13 protein-coding genes are annotated in these 13,777 nt (G+C 71.9%); 3 read left to right on the forward strand and 10 right to left on the reverse strand.

Annotated features, from left to right (window positions below):
* Positions 1 to 21: 21 nt before the first annotated feature.
* Positions 22 to 603, reverse strand: coding sequence for a flavodoxin family protein (locus ACWDAS_RS20805; protein ID WP_450392824.1), 582 nt, complete (start codon positions 601 to 603; stop codon positions 22 to 24).
* 120 nt (positions 604 to 723) lie between these two features.
* On the reverse strand, positions 724 to 1,173 hold the full coding sequence (locus ACWDAS_RS20810) for a VOC family protein (protein WP_450392827.1): 450 nt from the start codon (positions 1,171 to 1,173) through the stop codon (positions 724 to 726).
* A 65-nt stretch (positions 1,174 to 1,238) separates the two neighbouring features.
* Here ACWDAS_RS20810 and ACWDAS_RS20815 point away from each other — a divergent pair, with 65 nt between their 5' ends.
* Positions 1,239 to 1,901: a CGNR zinc finger domain-containing protein gene (locus ACWDAS_RS20815; protein ID WP_450392830.1), complete on the forward strand. Its 663-nt coding sequence runs from the start codon at positions 1,239 to 1,241 to the stop codon at positions 1,899 to 1,901.
* 21 nt (positions 1,902 to 1,922) lie between these two features.
* Here the strand turns inward: ACWDAS_RS20815 and rarD are convergent, their stop codons facing one another.
* Both rarD and ACWDAS_RS20825 read right to left on the reverse strand, forming a co-directional pair.
* Positions 1,923 to 2,867 (reverse strand): EamA family transporter RarD, encoded by a 945-nt coding sequence (rarD, locus tag ACWDAS_RS20820; RefSeq protein ID WP_450392833.1) that lies wholly within the window; start codon positions 2,865 to 2,867, stop codon positions 1,923 to 1,925.
* A 197-nt stretch (positions 2,868 to 3,064) separates the two neighbouring features.
* Positions 3,065 to 3,922 (reverse strand): SDR family oxidoreductase, encoded by an 858-nt coding sequence (locus ACWDAS_RS20825; protein WP_450392835.1) that lies wholly within the window; start codon positions 3,920 to 3,922, stop codon positions 3,065 to 3,067.
* A 105-nt stretch (positions 3,923 to 4,027) separates the two neighbouring features.
* Here ACWDAS_RS20825 and ACWDAS_RS20830 point away from each other — a divergent pair, with 105 nt between their 5' ends.
* The gene (locus tag ACWDAS_RS20830; RefSeq protein ID WP_450392838.1) at positions 4,028 to 4,423 is read left to right on the forward strand and encodes a winged helix-turn-helix transcriptional regulator; all 396 of its coding nucleotides are present in this window, start codon (positions 4,028 to 4,030) and stop codon (positions 4,421 to 4,423) included.
* Between the two features lie 40 nt (positions 4,424 to 4,463).
* Here the strand turns inward: ACWDAS_RS20830 and ACWDAS_RS20835 are convergent, their stop codons facing one another.
* The 5 genes from ACWDAS_RS20835 to ACWDAS_RS20855 all read right to left on the reverse strand — a co-directional run bounded on the left by ACWDAS_RS20835 (position 4,464) and on the right by ACWDAS_RS20855 (position 10,712).
* Positions 4,464 to 5,549 (reverse strand): 2-oxoacid:ferredoxin oxidoreductase subunit beta, encoded by a 1,086-nt coding sequence (locus ACWDAS_RS20835; protein WP_450392841.1) that lies wholly within the window; start codon positions 5,547 to 5,549, stop codon positions 4,464 to 4,466.
* Entirely contained in the window at positions 5,542 to 7,467 is a 1,926-nt protein-coding gene (locus tag ACWDAS_RS20840) for a 2-oxoacid:acceptor oxidoreductase subunit alpha (RefSeq protein WP_450392843.1), read from the reverse strand. The genes ACWDAS_RS20835 and ACWDAS_RS20840 overlap by 8 nt, the downstream gene beginning before the upstream one ends.
* Positions 7,468 to 7,723: 256 nt before the next feature.
* Entirely contained in the window at positions 7,724 to 8,383 is a 660-nt protein-coding gene (locus ACWDAS_RS20845) for a LuxR C-terminal-related transcriptional regulator (protein ID WP_450393046.1), read from the reverse strand.
* A 123-nt stretch (positions 8,384 to 8,506) separates the two neighbouring features.
* Positions 8,507 to 9,820 carry a sensor histidine kinase gene (locus ACWDAS_RS20850; protein WP_450393049.1) on the reverse strand — a complete coding sequence of 438 codons (1,314 nt, stop codon included), beginning with the start codon at positions 9,818 to 9,820 and terminating at the stop codon, positions 8,507 to 8,509.
* A gap of 160 nt (positions 9,821 to 9,980) precedes the next feature.
* Positions 9,981 to 10,712 carry a TetR/AcrR family transcriptional regulator C-terminal domain-containing protein gene (locus ACWDAS_RS20855; protein WP_450392846.1) on the reverse strand — a complete coding sequence of 244 codons (732 nt, stop codon included), beginning with the start codon at positions 10,710 to 10,712 and terminating at the stop codon, positions 9,981 to 9,983.
* 154 nt (positions 10,713 to 10,866) lie between these two features.
* Here ACWDAS_RS20855 and ACWDAS_RS20860 point away from each other — a divergent pair, with 154 nt between their 5' ends.
* A complete protein-coding gene (locus ACWDAS_RS20860; RefSeq protein WP_450392849.1) occupies positions 10,867 to 12,366 on the forward strand; it encodes an MFS transporter in 1,500 nt (499 codons plus the stop codon).
* Between the two features lie 71 nt (positions 12,367 to 12,437).
* Here the strand turns inward: ACWDAS_RS20860 and ACWDAS_RS20865 are convergent, their stop codons facing one another.
* The gene (locus tag ACWDAS_RS20865) at positions 12,438 to 13,601 is read right to left on the reverse strand and encodes a sensor histidine kinase (protein WP_450392852.1); all 1,164 of its coding nucleotides are present in this window, start codon (positions 13,599 to 13,601) and stop codon (positions 12,438 to 12,440) included.
* Positions 13,602 to 13,777 lie beyond the last annotated feature (176 nt).

Here is a 13,777-nt window from a genome sequence, read left to right on the forward strand (position 1 = left end):
CGGGGCCGCACGGGCGTTCCGTCAGCTGAAGAAGGTCTTCGCCCGGCTCAGCGCGCCCCTGTCGCGCAGGATGTCGCCCGGCCTCGTGCCGTTGCCGAGCAGCGCGCCGCCCCAGCGCATCCCCGCGTAGCCGGCCGTGTGGCGCAGCGTCCCCACCAGCGGGGCGGCCGTCGCCGGGTCCTGGCCTCCGTGGACGGTCACCGACCACAGGGTCTTGCCGCGCATCCGCTCCAGGAAGTCCAGTCCCGGCACGCGCATCCAGCCCGACCAGTGGTCCAGGTAGAGCTTGGTGCTGGTCGAGACGCTGTACCAGTACAGCGGCGACACGACCACGATGTCGGTGGCCTCCAAGGTGGCCTCAAGCAGCGTCGCCGCGTGCCCGGACGGCGCGGGATAGCTTCCGTCGCCGTTGTGCCGTTCGTCCTCGAAGAGCGGCAGCGGCAGATCCCTCAGCCGCAGCCAGCGCCGGCCCACCGTGGGCGGAAGCTGTTCGGCGGCGCGTCGCGCCAGGGTCTCCGTGTTGCCGTCGGCGCGACTGCTTCCCACCAGGAACAGGAACGTCCGCTCTGAGTCCGACACCCCGTCATCTCCTTGCGCATGCATTAGTTGCGTATGCATGGAGATGCTGTCACCGTCCCCGCCCCGCCGTCAAGGCGAGAGCCCGCGGTTGGGCGGCCTCGTGGTGCCCGGCCCGACCGGTCCTACGGCCCTCGGGTCGCTCGGCTACTCGACGTCGAACTCGTTGCCCTCCGGATCGGCCATGGTGACCCATGTGCCGGAGGGCTCCTTTATCCGCCGCAGCACCGTCGCGCCCAGCCCTTCCAGGCGCGCCACTTCCTCGTCGAGCCGCCCCTCGCCCGGATGGAGGTCGATGTGCAGCCGGTTCTTCACCGTCTTGGCCTCGGGCACCCGCTGGAAGAGGATGCGCCGACCGCGGCCCGAGCCCCTCTCCTCGTCGTACGGATCCTCGGGATGGCGCACCGCGGCCAGATCCCGCCAGGCCCTCCGTCCGCCCGACTCCGTGAGGATCTCCTCTGTGACGGCACCGAACCCCAGCAGCTTCTCGATCAGCGCGCTGTGGTCCTCGAGCGTGTACTCCAGGGCCTCCGCCCAGAAGGCGGCCTGTCGATGCGGATCCGCCGCGTCGATCACGAGCTTCCAGTGAACTGCCATGCCGTGCCCCCTCGTTGGCGCCCCGTCCGGCCGTCGGCCGACCCGTAACCAGTTATATTGGTTACATGACGGAGTCCGCAATCGGTCTGGTTCTCCATTCACCCGAAGGGGTCGCCTACCGCTTCGATCCCGGCGCGCTCGGCCTGGAGTTGCTGCCCACCGGCGGCCCCGGCGCCTACGCCCGCCGCGAGGTCCTCCACGAGCCCGCCGACCTGGCCCGCTGGGCGGCGGCCTCCCGGCTGCGCCCCGACCCGGCCGGGCTGGCGATCGCCCCGGAGGACGTCGCTTCGGCCCGCTATCTGCGCGACGCGCTCTGGCACATCTCCGAAGCCCGCGCCCACGGGGAGCCGCTCCCCGGCCCGGACCTCGTCGTCCTCAACGAGGCGGCCGCCTGGCGCCCGCCCGCCCCCCGTCTGGCCGCCGACGGCGGCCGCGCCTGGCGCGCCCCGGTCACCGGCACCCAGGTCCTGGCGGCCGTCGCCCGGGACGCTGTGGAGCTCTTCTCCGGCCCGTACGCCGACCGTGTCCGCGAATGCTCCGCCCACGACTGCCAACTGGTCTTCGTGGACACCTCGCGCCCCGGCCGGCGCCGCTGGTGCTCCATGGAGCACTGCGGCAACCGCCACAAGGTCCGTGCCCACCGCTCCCGCAGGGAGGCGCGCGAGGCGTGGGAGGGAGGCGGCCGAGGAACCCCACCGGGCCGACCCGTGCCGCCGGGCCGGCGGTGATGGAAGGGGCCGCCGCCCGGGTCAGCCGGTGACGGCCCCGCGCGGCGCCGCCTCGTCCGGCACCACGGCGGCGTCGCGCACCACGATCCGGCCGCGCCGCGCAGCGCGCAGCGCGTCCCAGGTCAGCAGGGCCAGCGCGAGCCAGACGAGGGCGAAGCCCGCCCAGCGTTCGGCCGGCATCTCCTCGTGGAACCAGAGCAGCCCGAGCGCGAACTGGAAGACCGGCGCGAGGTACTGCAGCAGTCCCAGCATGCTCAGCGGGATGCGGATCGCCGCCGCGCCGAAGCAGATCAGCGGCACCGCGGTGACGACGCCGCACGCGGCGAGCAGGGCGGCGTGGCCCGCGCCGTGCGAGGCGAAGGTGGCGTCGCCGCGGGTGCCGAGAAGTACCAGGTAGCCGAGGGCCGGCAGGAACTGCAGGGCCGTCTCGGCGGCGAGCGACTCCAGGCCGCCCATGCCGACCTTCTTCTTGATGAAGCCGTACGTGGCGAAGGAGCAGGCCAGGGTGAGGGCGATCCAGGGCAGGCGCCCGTAGCCCACGGTCAGTACGAGCACGGCGGCGGCACCGACGGCGACGGCGGCCCACTGCGCGGGGCGCAGCCGCTCGTGCAGGACGAGGACGCCGAGAGCGATGGTGACCAGCGGGTTGATGAAGTAGCCCAGCGAGGTCTCGACGACGTGGCCGCTGTTGACGCCCCAGATGTACAGGCCCCAGTTCACGGATATGACGGCGGCGGCCACCGCCAGCAGCGCGAGCCGGCGCGGCTGCCGCAGAAGTTCGGGGACCCACGCCCAGCGGCGCATCACCAGCAGCACGAGGGAGACCACGACCAGCGACCAGACCATGCGGTGGGCGAGGATCTCGCCGGCGCCGGACGGTTCGAGGAGCGGCCAGTAGAGGGGGAAGAGTCCCCAGAGCCCGTAGGCGGCGAATCCGTACAGCAGACCGGCACGCTGCTCGTTCACTCGATCCTCCCGGGGCGCTGGCCGACTGCTCGAAGGTAGCGTGCGGGGCGTCCTCCCGTCATCTGCGTATCGCATGACGGTCATGACACATCCTCGGCGGTTCAAGGACCGCCGGAGCCGTGGCGGCGCAGAACGAGACCCCCGTGGCCGGAGGGGATCCGCCGCGGGGGCCTCGCCGTCGGTGGACGGCCGGGGGTTCAGCCCTTCAGCGCCGCCGCGATCGTGTCCGCGAGCGGGGTGGTGGGGCGTCCGATCAGCCGGCCCAGGTCGCCGCTGCCGCCCTGGAGGAGGCCCCGGGAGACGCCGGCGACGTCCACGTCGACGAAGATCTCCGCGAGCGGTCCGGGCAGCCCGGCGCCGGTGAGGACGGAGTGGAGGGCGTCGGCCGGGAGGTCGGTGTACGCGACCGGACGGCCGGACTGCCGGGCCAGCTCGGCGGCGTACTCGGCCATCGTCCAGGCGTGGTCCCCGCTCAGCTCGTAGACCGCGTTCTCGTGCCCCTCGCCGGTCAGCACGGCGGCCGCGGCCGCCGCGTAGTCCTCGCGGGTGGCGGAGCCGACGCGGCCCTCGCCCGCGCTGCCGACGACGCCGTGCTCCAGCTGGACGGGGATCTGCGCGGTGTAGTTCTCGGTGTACCAGCCGTTGCGCAGCAGTGTGTAGGTCAGTCCGGAGTCGAGCAGGACCCGCTCGGTGGCCAGGTGCTCGGCGGCGAGCTTGAAGTCGGCGGCCGGTCCGCCGAGGACGCTGGTGTACGCGAGCCGCGCGACGCCCGCCTCCTTGGCGGCGTCGATCACCGCGGTGTGCTGTGCGGCGCGCTGCCCGACCTCGCTGCCCGAGATCAGCAGCACGACGTCGCCGGCCCGAAAGGCGTCCTTGAGGGTCCCGGGCGCGTTGTAGTCGGCCACCCGGACCTCCACGCCCCGGGCGGCGAGGTCCGCGGCCTTGTCCGCGTCGCGGACGACGGCGACGACCTGCTCTGCCGGGACCTCGGCCAGCAGCCGGTCCACGACAAGACGGCCCAGCTGTCCGGTGGCTCCGGTGACGACGATGCTCATGACGGGTTCACTCCAGTCCCTATTGTCCCTGTTCGTGAAGACAGGACTAACCCTAGGACTGGTACTAACTTCCAGAAAGTACCCACTTGAAAGTAAGCTAGTGACATGGAAGTAAGGGAAGAGCTCACCGGGGTGCCGCGGACGCCCCCGGATGTGAACGCGCGGAACTGCCCCTCGCGCGTGATCCTCGAACACGTCACCAGCCGATGGGGCGTCCTCGTGCTGGCCGCGCTGATCGACGGCACCCTGCGCTTCAGCGAGTTGCGCCGCGCGGTCGGCGGGGTCAGCGAGAAGATGCTCGCCCAGACCCTGCAGACCCTGGAGCGCGACGGCTTCGTGCACCGGGAGGCGTACCCCGTCATCCCGCCGCGCGTCGACTACTCCCTCACCCCGCTCGGCAAGGAGGCCGCCGACCAGGTCTGGGGCCTGGCCCGCTGGGCCGAGGCCCGTACGGAGCAGGTGATGGCGGCCCGCGAGGCATACGACGGGGCCCGGGCCTGACGATCAGGCCCGGGCCCCGGACGGCGGGGAGAGCGGGGCCTCAGCCCACGACCGTCCATGTGTCGTTGCCGGCCAGCAGTGCGGCGAGGTCGCCCTTGCCGTGCTGCTCCACGGCCTGCTCCAGTTGCTCGGACATCAGCGCGTCGTAGACCGGCCGGTCGACGCTGCGGAACACCCCGATCGGCGTGTGGTGCAGCGTGTCGGGGTCGGCGAGTCTGGACAGGGCGAAGGCCGTGGTGGGGGACTCGGCGTTCGCGTCGTGCACCAGGACGTCGCCCTCGTTGGAGGCGTCGACGTCGACCACCTTCAGATCGCCGGTGGCCCGGTCGCGCACGACGCCCTTGGCGTTGTCGGCGCCGAAACGGATCTGCTGCCCGTGCTCCAGCCGGATCACCGCGTTCTCGGCGGTCGACCGGTCCTTCAGCACCTCGAAGGCGCCGTCGTTGAAGATGTTGCAGTTCTGGTAGATCTCCACGAAGGCGGTGCCCGGGTGCGCGGCGGCCGCCCGCAGCACGCCGGTGAGGTGCTTGCGGTCGGAGTCGACGGTGCGCGCCACGAAGGACGCCTCCGCGCCGAGCGCCAGCGATACCGGGTTGAAGGGCGCGTCCAGCGAGCCCATCGGCGTCGACTTGGTGATCTTGCCGAGCTCGGAGGTCGGGCTGTACTGGCCCTTCGTCAGCCCGTAGATCCGGTTGTTGAAGAGCAGGATCTTGAGGTTCACATTGCGCCGCAGCGCGTGGATCAGGTGGTTGCCGCCGATGGACAGCGCGTCGCCGTCACCCGTCACCACCCACACCGACAGGTCGCGCCGCGAGCCGGCCAGCCCGGTGGCGATGGCCGGGGCCCGGCCGTGGATGGAGTGCATCCCGTAGGTGTTCATGTAGTACGGGAAGCGGGAGGAGCAGCCGATCCCGGAGACGAAGACGATGTTCTCCCGGGCCAGGCCCAGTTCGGGCATGAAGCCCTGCACCGCGGCGAGGATCGCGTAGTCGCCGCACCCGGGGCACCAGCGCACTTCCTGATCCGACTTGAAGTCCTTCATGGACTGCTTGGCGTCGGCCTTGGGGACCAGGGACAGCGCCGGCAGCCCCGGCATCGGGTGGTCGACGGCAGGGGCCTCAGACATCTGCGCTCTCCTCCTGGATGGCGGCAGCGAGTTGTTCGGCCTTGAAGGGCAGGCCGGTCACCTGGGTGTGGGAGCGGGCGTCGACCAGGTACTTCGCCCGCAGCAGGTGGGCGAGCTGGCCGAGGTTCATCTCCGGCACCACCACCTTGTCATAACGCTTGAGGACCTCTCCGAGATTCCTCGGGAAGGGGTTCAGATGGCGCAGATGGGCCTGTGCGACCGCGCCCCCTGCGCCCCTGATGCGCCGGACGGCCGCCGTGATCGGCCCGTACGTCGAACCCCAGCCGATGACCAGGGTGCTCGCCGCGCCGTCGGGGTCGTCGACCGTCACGTCCGGCACCTCGATGCCGTCGATCTTGGCCTGCCGGGTGCGCACCATCAGATCGTGGTTGGCCGGGTCGTACGAGATGTGCCCGGTGCCGTCCTGTTTCTCGATGCCGCCGATCCGGTGCTCCAGACCGGGAGTGCCCGGTACCGCCCAGGGGCGGGCCAGGGTCTCCGGGTCGCGCAGGTACGGCCAGAACTCCTCGGAGCCGTCCTCCGCCACGTGGTTGGGCGTCGTCGCGAACTGCACCCGCAGGTCGGGCAGCTCGTCCAGCTCGGGCACGCGCCACGGCTCGGAGCCGTTGGCCAGGTAGCCGTCGGAGAGCAGGAAGACCGGGGTGCGGTAGGCCAGCGCGATGCGGGCCGCCTCCAGCGCCGCGTCGAAGCAGTCGCCCGGGGTGCGGGGCGCCACGATCGGCACCGGGGCCTCGCCGTTGCGCCCGTACATCGCCTGCAGGAGGTCGGCCTGCTCGGTCTTGGTCGGCAGGCCCGTCGAGGGCCCGCCGCGCTGGATGTCGATGATCAGCAGCGGCAGCTCCAGCGACACCGCGAGACCGATGGTCTCCGACTTCAGCGCGACACCCGGGCCGGAGGTGGTCGTGACGGCCAGCGAGCCGCCGAAGGCCGCACCGAGCGCGGCGCCGATGCCGGCGATCTCGTCCTCGGCCTGGAAGGTGCGCACGCCGAAGTTCTTGTGCTTGCTCAGCTCGTGCAGGATGTCCGAGGCCGGGGTGATCGGGTACGAGCCCAGGAAGAGCGGCAGGTCCGCCTGCCGGCCCGCGGTGACCAGGCCGTACGACAGCGCCAGGTTCCCCGAGATGTTGCGGTAGGTGCCGGCCGGGAAGGCCGCCTCAGCCGGGGCCACCTCGTAGCTGACCGCGAAGTCCTCGGTCGTCTCACCGAAGTTCCAGCCCGCGCGGAACGCGGCGACGTTCGCCTCGGCCAGCTCCGGCTTCTTCGCGAACTTCTTGCGCAGGAAGTCCTCGGTGCCCTCGGTGGGCCGGTGGTACATCCACGACAGCAGCCCGAGCGCGAACATGTTCTTGCTGCGCTCGGCCTCCTTGCGGGTCAGCGGGTACTCCTTGAGCGCCTCGACCGTCAGGGTGGTCAGCGGCACCGGGTGCACCGCGTAGGCGGACAGCGAGCCGTCCTCCAGCGGCGAGGCGGTGTAGCCGACCTTGGTCATCGCGCGGGAGGTGAACTCGTCCGTGTTGACGATGATCTCCGCGCCGCGCGGCAGGTCGCCGATGTTCGCCTTCAGTGCCGCCGGGTTCATCGCGACCAGGACGTTCGGGGCGTCACCCGGGGTGAGGATGTCGTGGTCGGCGAAGTGCAGCTGGAAACTCGAGACGCCCGGCAGGGTGCCTGCCGGGGCCCGGATCTCGGCCGGGAAGTTCGGCAGGGTGGACAGATCGTTGCCGAACGACGCCGTTTCCGAGGTGAACCGATCTCCCGTGAGCTGCATGCCGTCGCCGGAGTCCCCGGCGAATCGGATCACCACCCGATCGAGTTTCCTGGTCTCCTTGGCGGGTTTCCGCTGCCCGCCCAGGACGGGATGATCGGTGCTTGTCGGGCTGCTGACCTGGCTGGTCACTGAATCGGACCTCCTTCGAGGCGGCGGCTCACGACCGGGGCCGTGGCCTTGTGTCCCACGCGCCATCGTACGTGGGTAAGGGTCGCCTTCCCGGGTCTTCCCGCACGGTGAACGCCGCTCCGGGCTCCCTTTGTGCCCTGATGGGTCACGGCCACCGCCCCCGGAGCCCGTGCTGCCTGTTCCGCCATATGGGACGCCGGCCGGCGCCGTCCCGGTTCTGCCCCTCCGCGACATTCTCTGACGATACGTCAGAGGATCAGGAATTGAGGTAGGTGAGCACGGCCAGGACGCGCCGGTGGTCGCCCTCGCTGGGAGCCAGCCCCAGTTTGAGGAAGATGTTGCTCACGTGCTTCTCCACCGCGCCGTCGCTCACCACGAGCTGCTTGGCGATCGCGGAGTTCGTCCGCCCCTCCGCCATCAGCCCGAGTACCTCCCGCTCCCGCGGGGTCAGGCCGGCCAGCACGTCCTGCTTGCGGCTGCGCCCCAGCAGCTGTGCCACCACCTCCGGGTCCAGGGCGGTGCCGCCACCGGCCACCCGTACGACCGCGTCCACGAACTCCCGCACATCGGCTACCCGGTCCTTGAGCAGATACCCGACCCCGCGGGAACTGCCGGCCAGCAGTTCGGTGGCGTACTGCTCCTCCACGTACTGCGACAGCACCAGCACGCCCAGCCGCGGATGGTCGCGGCGCAGCCGCACCGCCGCGCGCACGCCCTCGTCCGTGTGGGTCGGCGGCATCCGCACGTCGGCGACCACCACATCGGGCAGGGCGCCCTCGGCGGCCAGCTCGCCGATCACCTTCAGCAGGGCCTCGGCGTCGCCCACCCCGGCGACGACCTCGTGCCCGCGGTCGGTCAGCAGACGGGTCAGTCCCTCCCTCAGCAGCACCGAGTCCTCGGCGATGACCACCCGCACCCTGTCCTCCACCGCTACCGGCCCCCCGTGTCGACGTCGACGTGTCCCTCCCCAGCATTCCAGCTTCCGGCGGCCGGCACACGGCGTTGCCGCCCGGGCGGAGCGCGGGGGAGGGAGAGGGGGTCAGGTCCGCCAGGGCAGCTCGGCGGCGACGGTCGTCGGGCCGCCGGCGGGCGAGTCCACCGCGAGCACACCGTCCACCGCCCCCAGCCGCTCGGCGAGCCCGGCCAGGCCCGAGCCGTGCGCGGTGGAGGCGCCGCCGCGTCCGTTGTCGATGACGTGGATCATCAGCCGGTCCCCGGAGCGCCACAGGTCGACCGTGGCGCGCGAGGCGCCGCTGTGCTTGCTGATGTTCTGCAGCAGCTCGGAGACGGTGAAGTACGCGATGCCCTCGATCGCCGGCACGGGCCGTCCCGGCAGGTCCACGCTCACCCGCACCGGCACGGTGCAGCGCGCCGCGAGAGCGGACAGGGCGGCGTCGAGGCCGCGGTCGGTGAGGACCGCCGGGTGGATGCCTCGGGCCAGGTCGCGCAGCTCCTGCAGGGCGAGCTTCACCTCGCCGTGCGCCTCCTCGACCATGGTGGCGGCCGCCTTCGGGTCCTCCTGCAGCTTCTCCTTGGCCAGGCCCAGGTCCATGGCCAGCGCCACCAGCCGGGCCTGCGCCCCGTCGTGCAGATCGCGCTCGATGCGGCGCAGGTCGGCGGCGGCGGTGTCCACCACCGTCCCCCGGTCCGACTCCAGCTCCGACACCCGGCTGGCCAGCCGCGACGGCCCCAGCAGCCCGGCGACCAGACCCCGGTCCACGTGCGCCATGCCCCGGATCAGCCAGGGGGTGGCCAGCACCAGCAGCAGCCCCAGCACGGAGGTCATGGCGACCTCGAAGGGCGAGTCGAGCCACCAGCCGTTGCCGTTCCCGTCCCCGTACAGCTGGAGCCCGGGCTGGTCGGTGTAGGCGGGGAAGACCCACTGCCACAGCGGATAGGTGAAGAGCCCCCAGCCGTAGGTGAAGAAGGAGACCGCCACGGAGAAGGTGAACACGCCCCAGGGGAAGTGCAGGAAGAAGTACAGGACGTGCCGCCAGGAGGCGCCGCTGGTCAGTTGGCCGCCGAGCCACGACATGAGGCCCTGGCCGGGCCGCCGGCGCAGCGGCGCGGGCGCGGCCACGTCGATGCGCAGGCACTTGCGGGCGCGCTCGCGCTCCACGACGCCCAGGCCGCGGCATCCGGCCAGCATCAGGGCGAGCACCGGCAGCCCGAGGAAGGTGACCAGCAGCCCCGCGCCGAGCGACAGCATCGTCACCGTGAAGACGAAGCCGATGACGCCCATCGGCAGATTGAGCAGCAGATACAGGAACTCGCGCCAGGTGCGGGCCTCGATCGGCGCCCGCAGCGCCGCGGGCAGCCGGTGCTCACGCGGCTCCGGGAAACCGTATGCCATGGTCACGTCCGTCCTCTTCGTCGTCCCTCTGCGTCCCGCCTTGTGACGCCTCCAGCCTCGTCCCCGGCGGCGTTCGGGCCCATGGTGCGGATCGGCGTCTTGGACCTGGGGAAAACCCCACCCCCGAAGCGCGGTGGACCCGGTGCGGGGCGGGAGCGGCTCAGTGCGGGAGCCGCAGGGCCAGCCCGTCGAGGACGACGTCCAGGCCGTAGGCGAACTTGGCCTCGCGCAGCGCGGCCGGGTCCCCGGTCGCCGCCGCGGTGTCCGCATACGAGCCGGACAGGTGGTCGTGGGGGGCCGCGGCCCGCTGGGCGGCGGGCATGAGGCGGGCGATGAAGTCGGCCTCGGTCTCGCCGGAGCGGGCGACCGTGGTCAGCCAGGCCGCCTCGGTGGTGCTCATGCCGATGACGTAACTCAGGACGGTGTCGATCGCGCGGCTCGGCTCGGGGAAGCCGGCGGCGGTGAACAGCGCGGCCAGCCGCTCGGAGAACGACATGAGGTTGGGGCCCAGGTAGGCCAGGCCCGCCTGGCCGAGGACCGAGGACAGCCACGGGTGGCGCAGGGCCGTCGTACGGAAGGACCGGGCGGCCCCGGTGACGGCGGCGCGCCAGTCCGGGCCTCCGGCGGGAGGGACGGAGATCTCGGCGGCGACCTCGTCGACCGCCAGTTCCATCAGCTCGTCCTTGGTCGCGACGTGCCGGTACAGGGAGGTCGCGCCGGCGTTCAGGCGGGCGCCGAGCTTGCGCATGCTCAGCGCCTCGATGCCCTCCGCGTCCAGCATGGCGATCGCCTCGCGGACGATCACGTCCCGGCTGAGCGCGGGCTGGTCGGACTCGCGCTGCTGGCGGGCCCACACGGAAGGGATTGGGTTCGGCTTCGTCCTGGCGGCCATGGCGCTCCTTCGGGGACCTGCGTACGGGCAGCGGCGGCGTACAGCGTTCGCATTCAGCGTACAGGAATGACGGTTGCGCACAGCGTTCCGGCATGCGTACAGTGTTCGCATCGAAGGAACAGTGTGCGCACATCCGATCCCGGAGGGAAGACCCATGGAAACCCGCAACCCACGCCGCTGGTGGATCCTGATCGCGCTGTGCCTCAGCTCGCTGGTCCTGGTGGTCGACAGCATGGCGCTGACCGTGGCGGTGCCGTCGATGACCGAGGACATCGGCGCGAGCGCCCAGGACACCCAGTGGATCCTCGACTCCTACATCCTGGTCTTCGCCGGTCTCCTGCTGACCTCGGGAAGCCTCGGAGACCGGTTCGGCCGCCGGAAGGTGATGCTGGCAGGGCTGCTGCTCTTCGGGGCGGCGTCACTTGCCGCCACCTTCTGCACCAGCCCCGGCGAGGTGATCGGCGTACGGGTCGCGATGGGTGTCGGCGGCGCGCTGATCATGCCCTCGACACTGTCGATCCTCATCACCGTCTTCGACGAGGAGGAGCGCGGCAAGGCGATGGCGGCGTGGAGCTCGGTGTCGATGCTCGGCCTGGTCGGCAGCCCGGTGCTCGGCGGCGTGCTGATCGACCACTTCTCCTGGCACTCGATCTTCTTCGTCAACGTCCCGGTCGTCGCGCTGGCCGTCGTCGCCGCCCTCGCCCTCATGCCGGAGTCCAGGGGACCGTGGCAGAAGCCCGACCCGCTCGGCGCGGTGCTGTCCGCGGCCGGCATGACCGCCCTGGTCTGGTGGATCATCGAGCTCCCGCAGCACGGCGCCCTCGGCGGCCGCTCCGGGATCACCCTGGCCGTCGCGGTCGTCGCCCTCGGCGGGTTCGTGGTCTGGGAGAACGTCACCTCCGCGCCGATGGTGCCGCTGGCCCTGTTCAGGCACCGCAACTTCAGCGGCGGCTCGCTCTCGCTGACCCTGGTCCAGATCGGCAACGGCGGCCTGCTGCTGGTGCTCACCCAGTACCTGCAGTTCGTGCTCGGCTACTCGCCGGTCAAGGCGGGCCTCGCGTTCGTGCCGCTGGCCGTCACCGCGCTGGCAGGCAACGTCCTGGGCGCCAAGTTCGCCGCGCGGACCGGCAACCGGCTCCTGATCCTGGGCGGCATGCTCGTCATGGCCTCCTCCTTCGGGCTGCTGACCACCGTCTCGGCCGGCACCGGCTTCGCCGTCCCGGCGGCCGCCCTCGGCCTGCTCGGCCTCGGCGCGGGACTGGCGATGCCGGCCGCGGTCGGGGCGCTCATGGCCACCATCCCCGCGGAGCAGGCGGGCGTCGGCTCGGCCCTGAACGACACCATCCAGCAGGCGGGCACCGCGCTCGGCATCGCCATCCTCGGCTCGCTCATGGCCGGCCGCTTCGCCCGCGAGATGCCCGCCGGCACCCCCGAGCAGGGCAGGCACTCCATCGGCGGCGCGCTCACCGTCGCCCGGGGCGACGCCGGACTGGTCCGCGCCGCCCGGGAGGCCTTCACCGCCTCGATGTCGACCACCTTCGCCACCAGCGCGATCGGCGTCCTCGCCGCCGCCCTCCTGGCCACCCTGGTCATGCGCGACAGCAGGCCCGAGCCCACCGCCGCCCCGGTGGAGGAGGCCGAACTCGCCGCCTGACCGTACGGCGGAAGGCAGGTGCCCTCCCGGAAGTCCCGGGAGGGCACCTGCCTCCTCTCGTCGCGCGGTCCTCAGCCGCGGTCCCGCCAGGGCAGCTCCGCCGTCACCGTCGTCGGGCCGCCGGCCGGGGAGTCGATCACCAGCAGGCCGTCCACCGAGTCCAGACGCTCGGCCAGACCGCCCAGCCCGCTGCCGCCCGACGCGCTCGCGCCGCCCCGCCCGTCGTCACGCACCTGGATCATCAGCCGGTCGTCGGAGCGCCACAGCTCGACGACGGCCCGGCCCGCCCCGCTGTGCTTGCTGATGTTCTGCAGCAGCTCGGAGACGGTGAAGTACGCGATGCCCTCGATCGCCGGCGCCGGCCGGCTCACCAGGTCCACCTGGACCTGCACCGGCACCGTGCAGCGCGCGGCCACCGAGGACAGGGCGGCGTCGAGGCCGCGGTCGGTGAGGACCGCCGGGTGGATGCCTCGGGCCAGGTCGCGCAGCTCCTGCAGGGCGAGCTTCACCTCGCCGTGCGCCTCCTCGACCATGGTGGCGGCCGCCTTCGGGTCCTCCTGCAGCTTCTCCTTGGCCAGGCCCAGGTCCATGGCCAGCGCCACCAGCCGGGCCTGCGCCCCGTCGTGCAGATCGCGCTCGATGCGGCGCAGGTCGGCGGCGGCGGTGTCCACCACCGTCCCCCGGTCCGACTCCAGTTCGGCGATCCGCCGCTCCAGTTCGTCGGAGGGGGACAGCAGGCCGCGGACCATCGCGCGGTCCGCGTTCGCCAGCCCCCGCGCGATGAACGGCAGCACCGGCCACGCCACGAAGAGCGAGGTCAGGATGACGGCGAAGGTCGCTATGCCCCACGGCAGCCGCACGAAGAAGTACAGCCCGTGCCGCCACCCCACCGGGTCCTTCAGCGAGGTCCACAACCAGGGGAAGAAGCCCATCCGTCCCGGCACCAGCGGGCGGGGCTCGTCCACCGCCACCCCGAGCATCCCGCGGGCCCGCGTCCGCTCCAGCCGCCCCAGCAGCCGGCACCCCGCCAGCCCCAGCGCCAGGAGCGGCAGGCCGACGACGGTCACCGAGAGCCCGATGCCGAGGTACAGCACGACGACGACGTAGACGAAGCCCACGAGGTCGACGGGCAGGTTCGCCAGGAGATAGGCGATCTCCTTCCACGTCACCGCGTCGAAGGCGAACCGCGCCGGCGGCAGCGGGGCGGCGTCCCCGCGCTGGGAGTCGAAGGTCATGACGTCAAGCCTGCCGGGCACCGGGCGGCCACCGCCATGGGGTGCGCCTGCCGGGACAAGGTGGGGTTATCCGTACCACCGGCCAAGACGGGTGGTTCCGCTTCCGGGGGCAGGGCCTAGACTCCGTTCGTACAGATCGTCTAAAGATCCACCGGGATCGCTGGACAACGCGCTTA

The organism is Streptomyces sp. NPDC001070 (assembly GCF_053598835.1).

Bases quoted from the DNA above. Each gene is read 5' to 3' on its own strand.
- ACWDAS_RS20805 (WP_450392824.1), bottom strand. From the start codon at position 603: ATGCATGCGCAAGGAGATGACGGGGTGTCGGACTCAGAGCGGACGTTC.
- ACWDAS_RS20810 (WP_450392827.1), bottom strand. From the start codon at position 1,173: ATGGCAGTTCACTGGAAGCTCGTGATCGACGCGGCGGATCCGCATCGA.
- ACWDAS_RS20815 (WP_450392830.1), top strand. From the start codon at position 1,239: ATGACGGAGTCCGCAATCGGTCTGGTTCTCCATTCACCCGAAGGGGTC.
- ACWDAS_RS20825 (WP_450392835.1), bottom strand. From the start codon at position 3,922: ATGAGCATCGTCGTCACCGGAGCCACCGGACAGCTGGGCCGTCTTGTC.
- ACWDAS_RS20830 (WP_450392838.1), top strand. From the start codon at position 4,028: ATGGAAGTAAGGGAAGAGCTCACCGGGGTGCCGCGGACGCCCCCGGAT.
- ACWDAS_RS20835 (WP_450392841.1), bottom strand. From the start codon at position 5,549: ATGTCTGAGGCCCCTGCCGTCGACCACCCGATGCCGGGGCTGCCGGCG.
- ACWDAS_RS20850 (WP_450393049.1), bottom strand. From the start codon at position 9,820: ATGGCATACGGTTTCCCGGAGCCGCGTGAGCACCGGCTGCCCGCGGCG.
- ACWDAS_RS20855 (WP_450392846.1), bottom strand. From the start codon at position 10,712: ATGGCCGCCAGGACGAAGCCGAACCCAATCCCTTCCGTGTGGGCCCGC.
- ACWDAS_RS20860 (WP_450392849.1), top strand. From the start codon at position 10,867: ATGGAAACCCGCAACCCACGCCGCTGGTGGATCCTGATCGCGCTGTGC.
- ACWDAS_RS20865 (WP_450392852.1), bottom strand. From the start codon at position 13,601: ATGACCTTCGACTCCCAGCGCGGGGACGCCGCCCCGCTGCCGCCGGCG.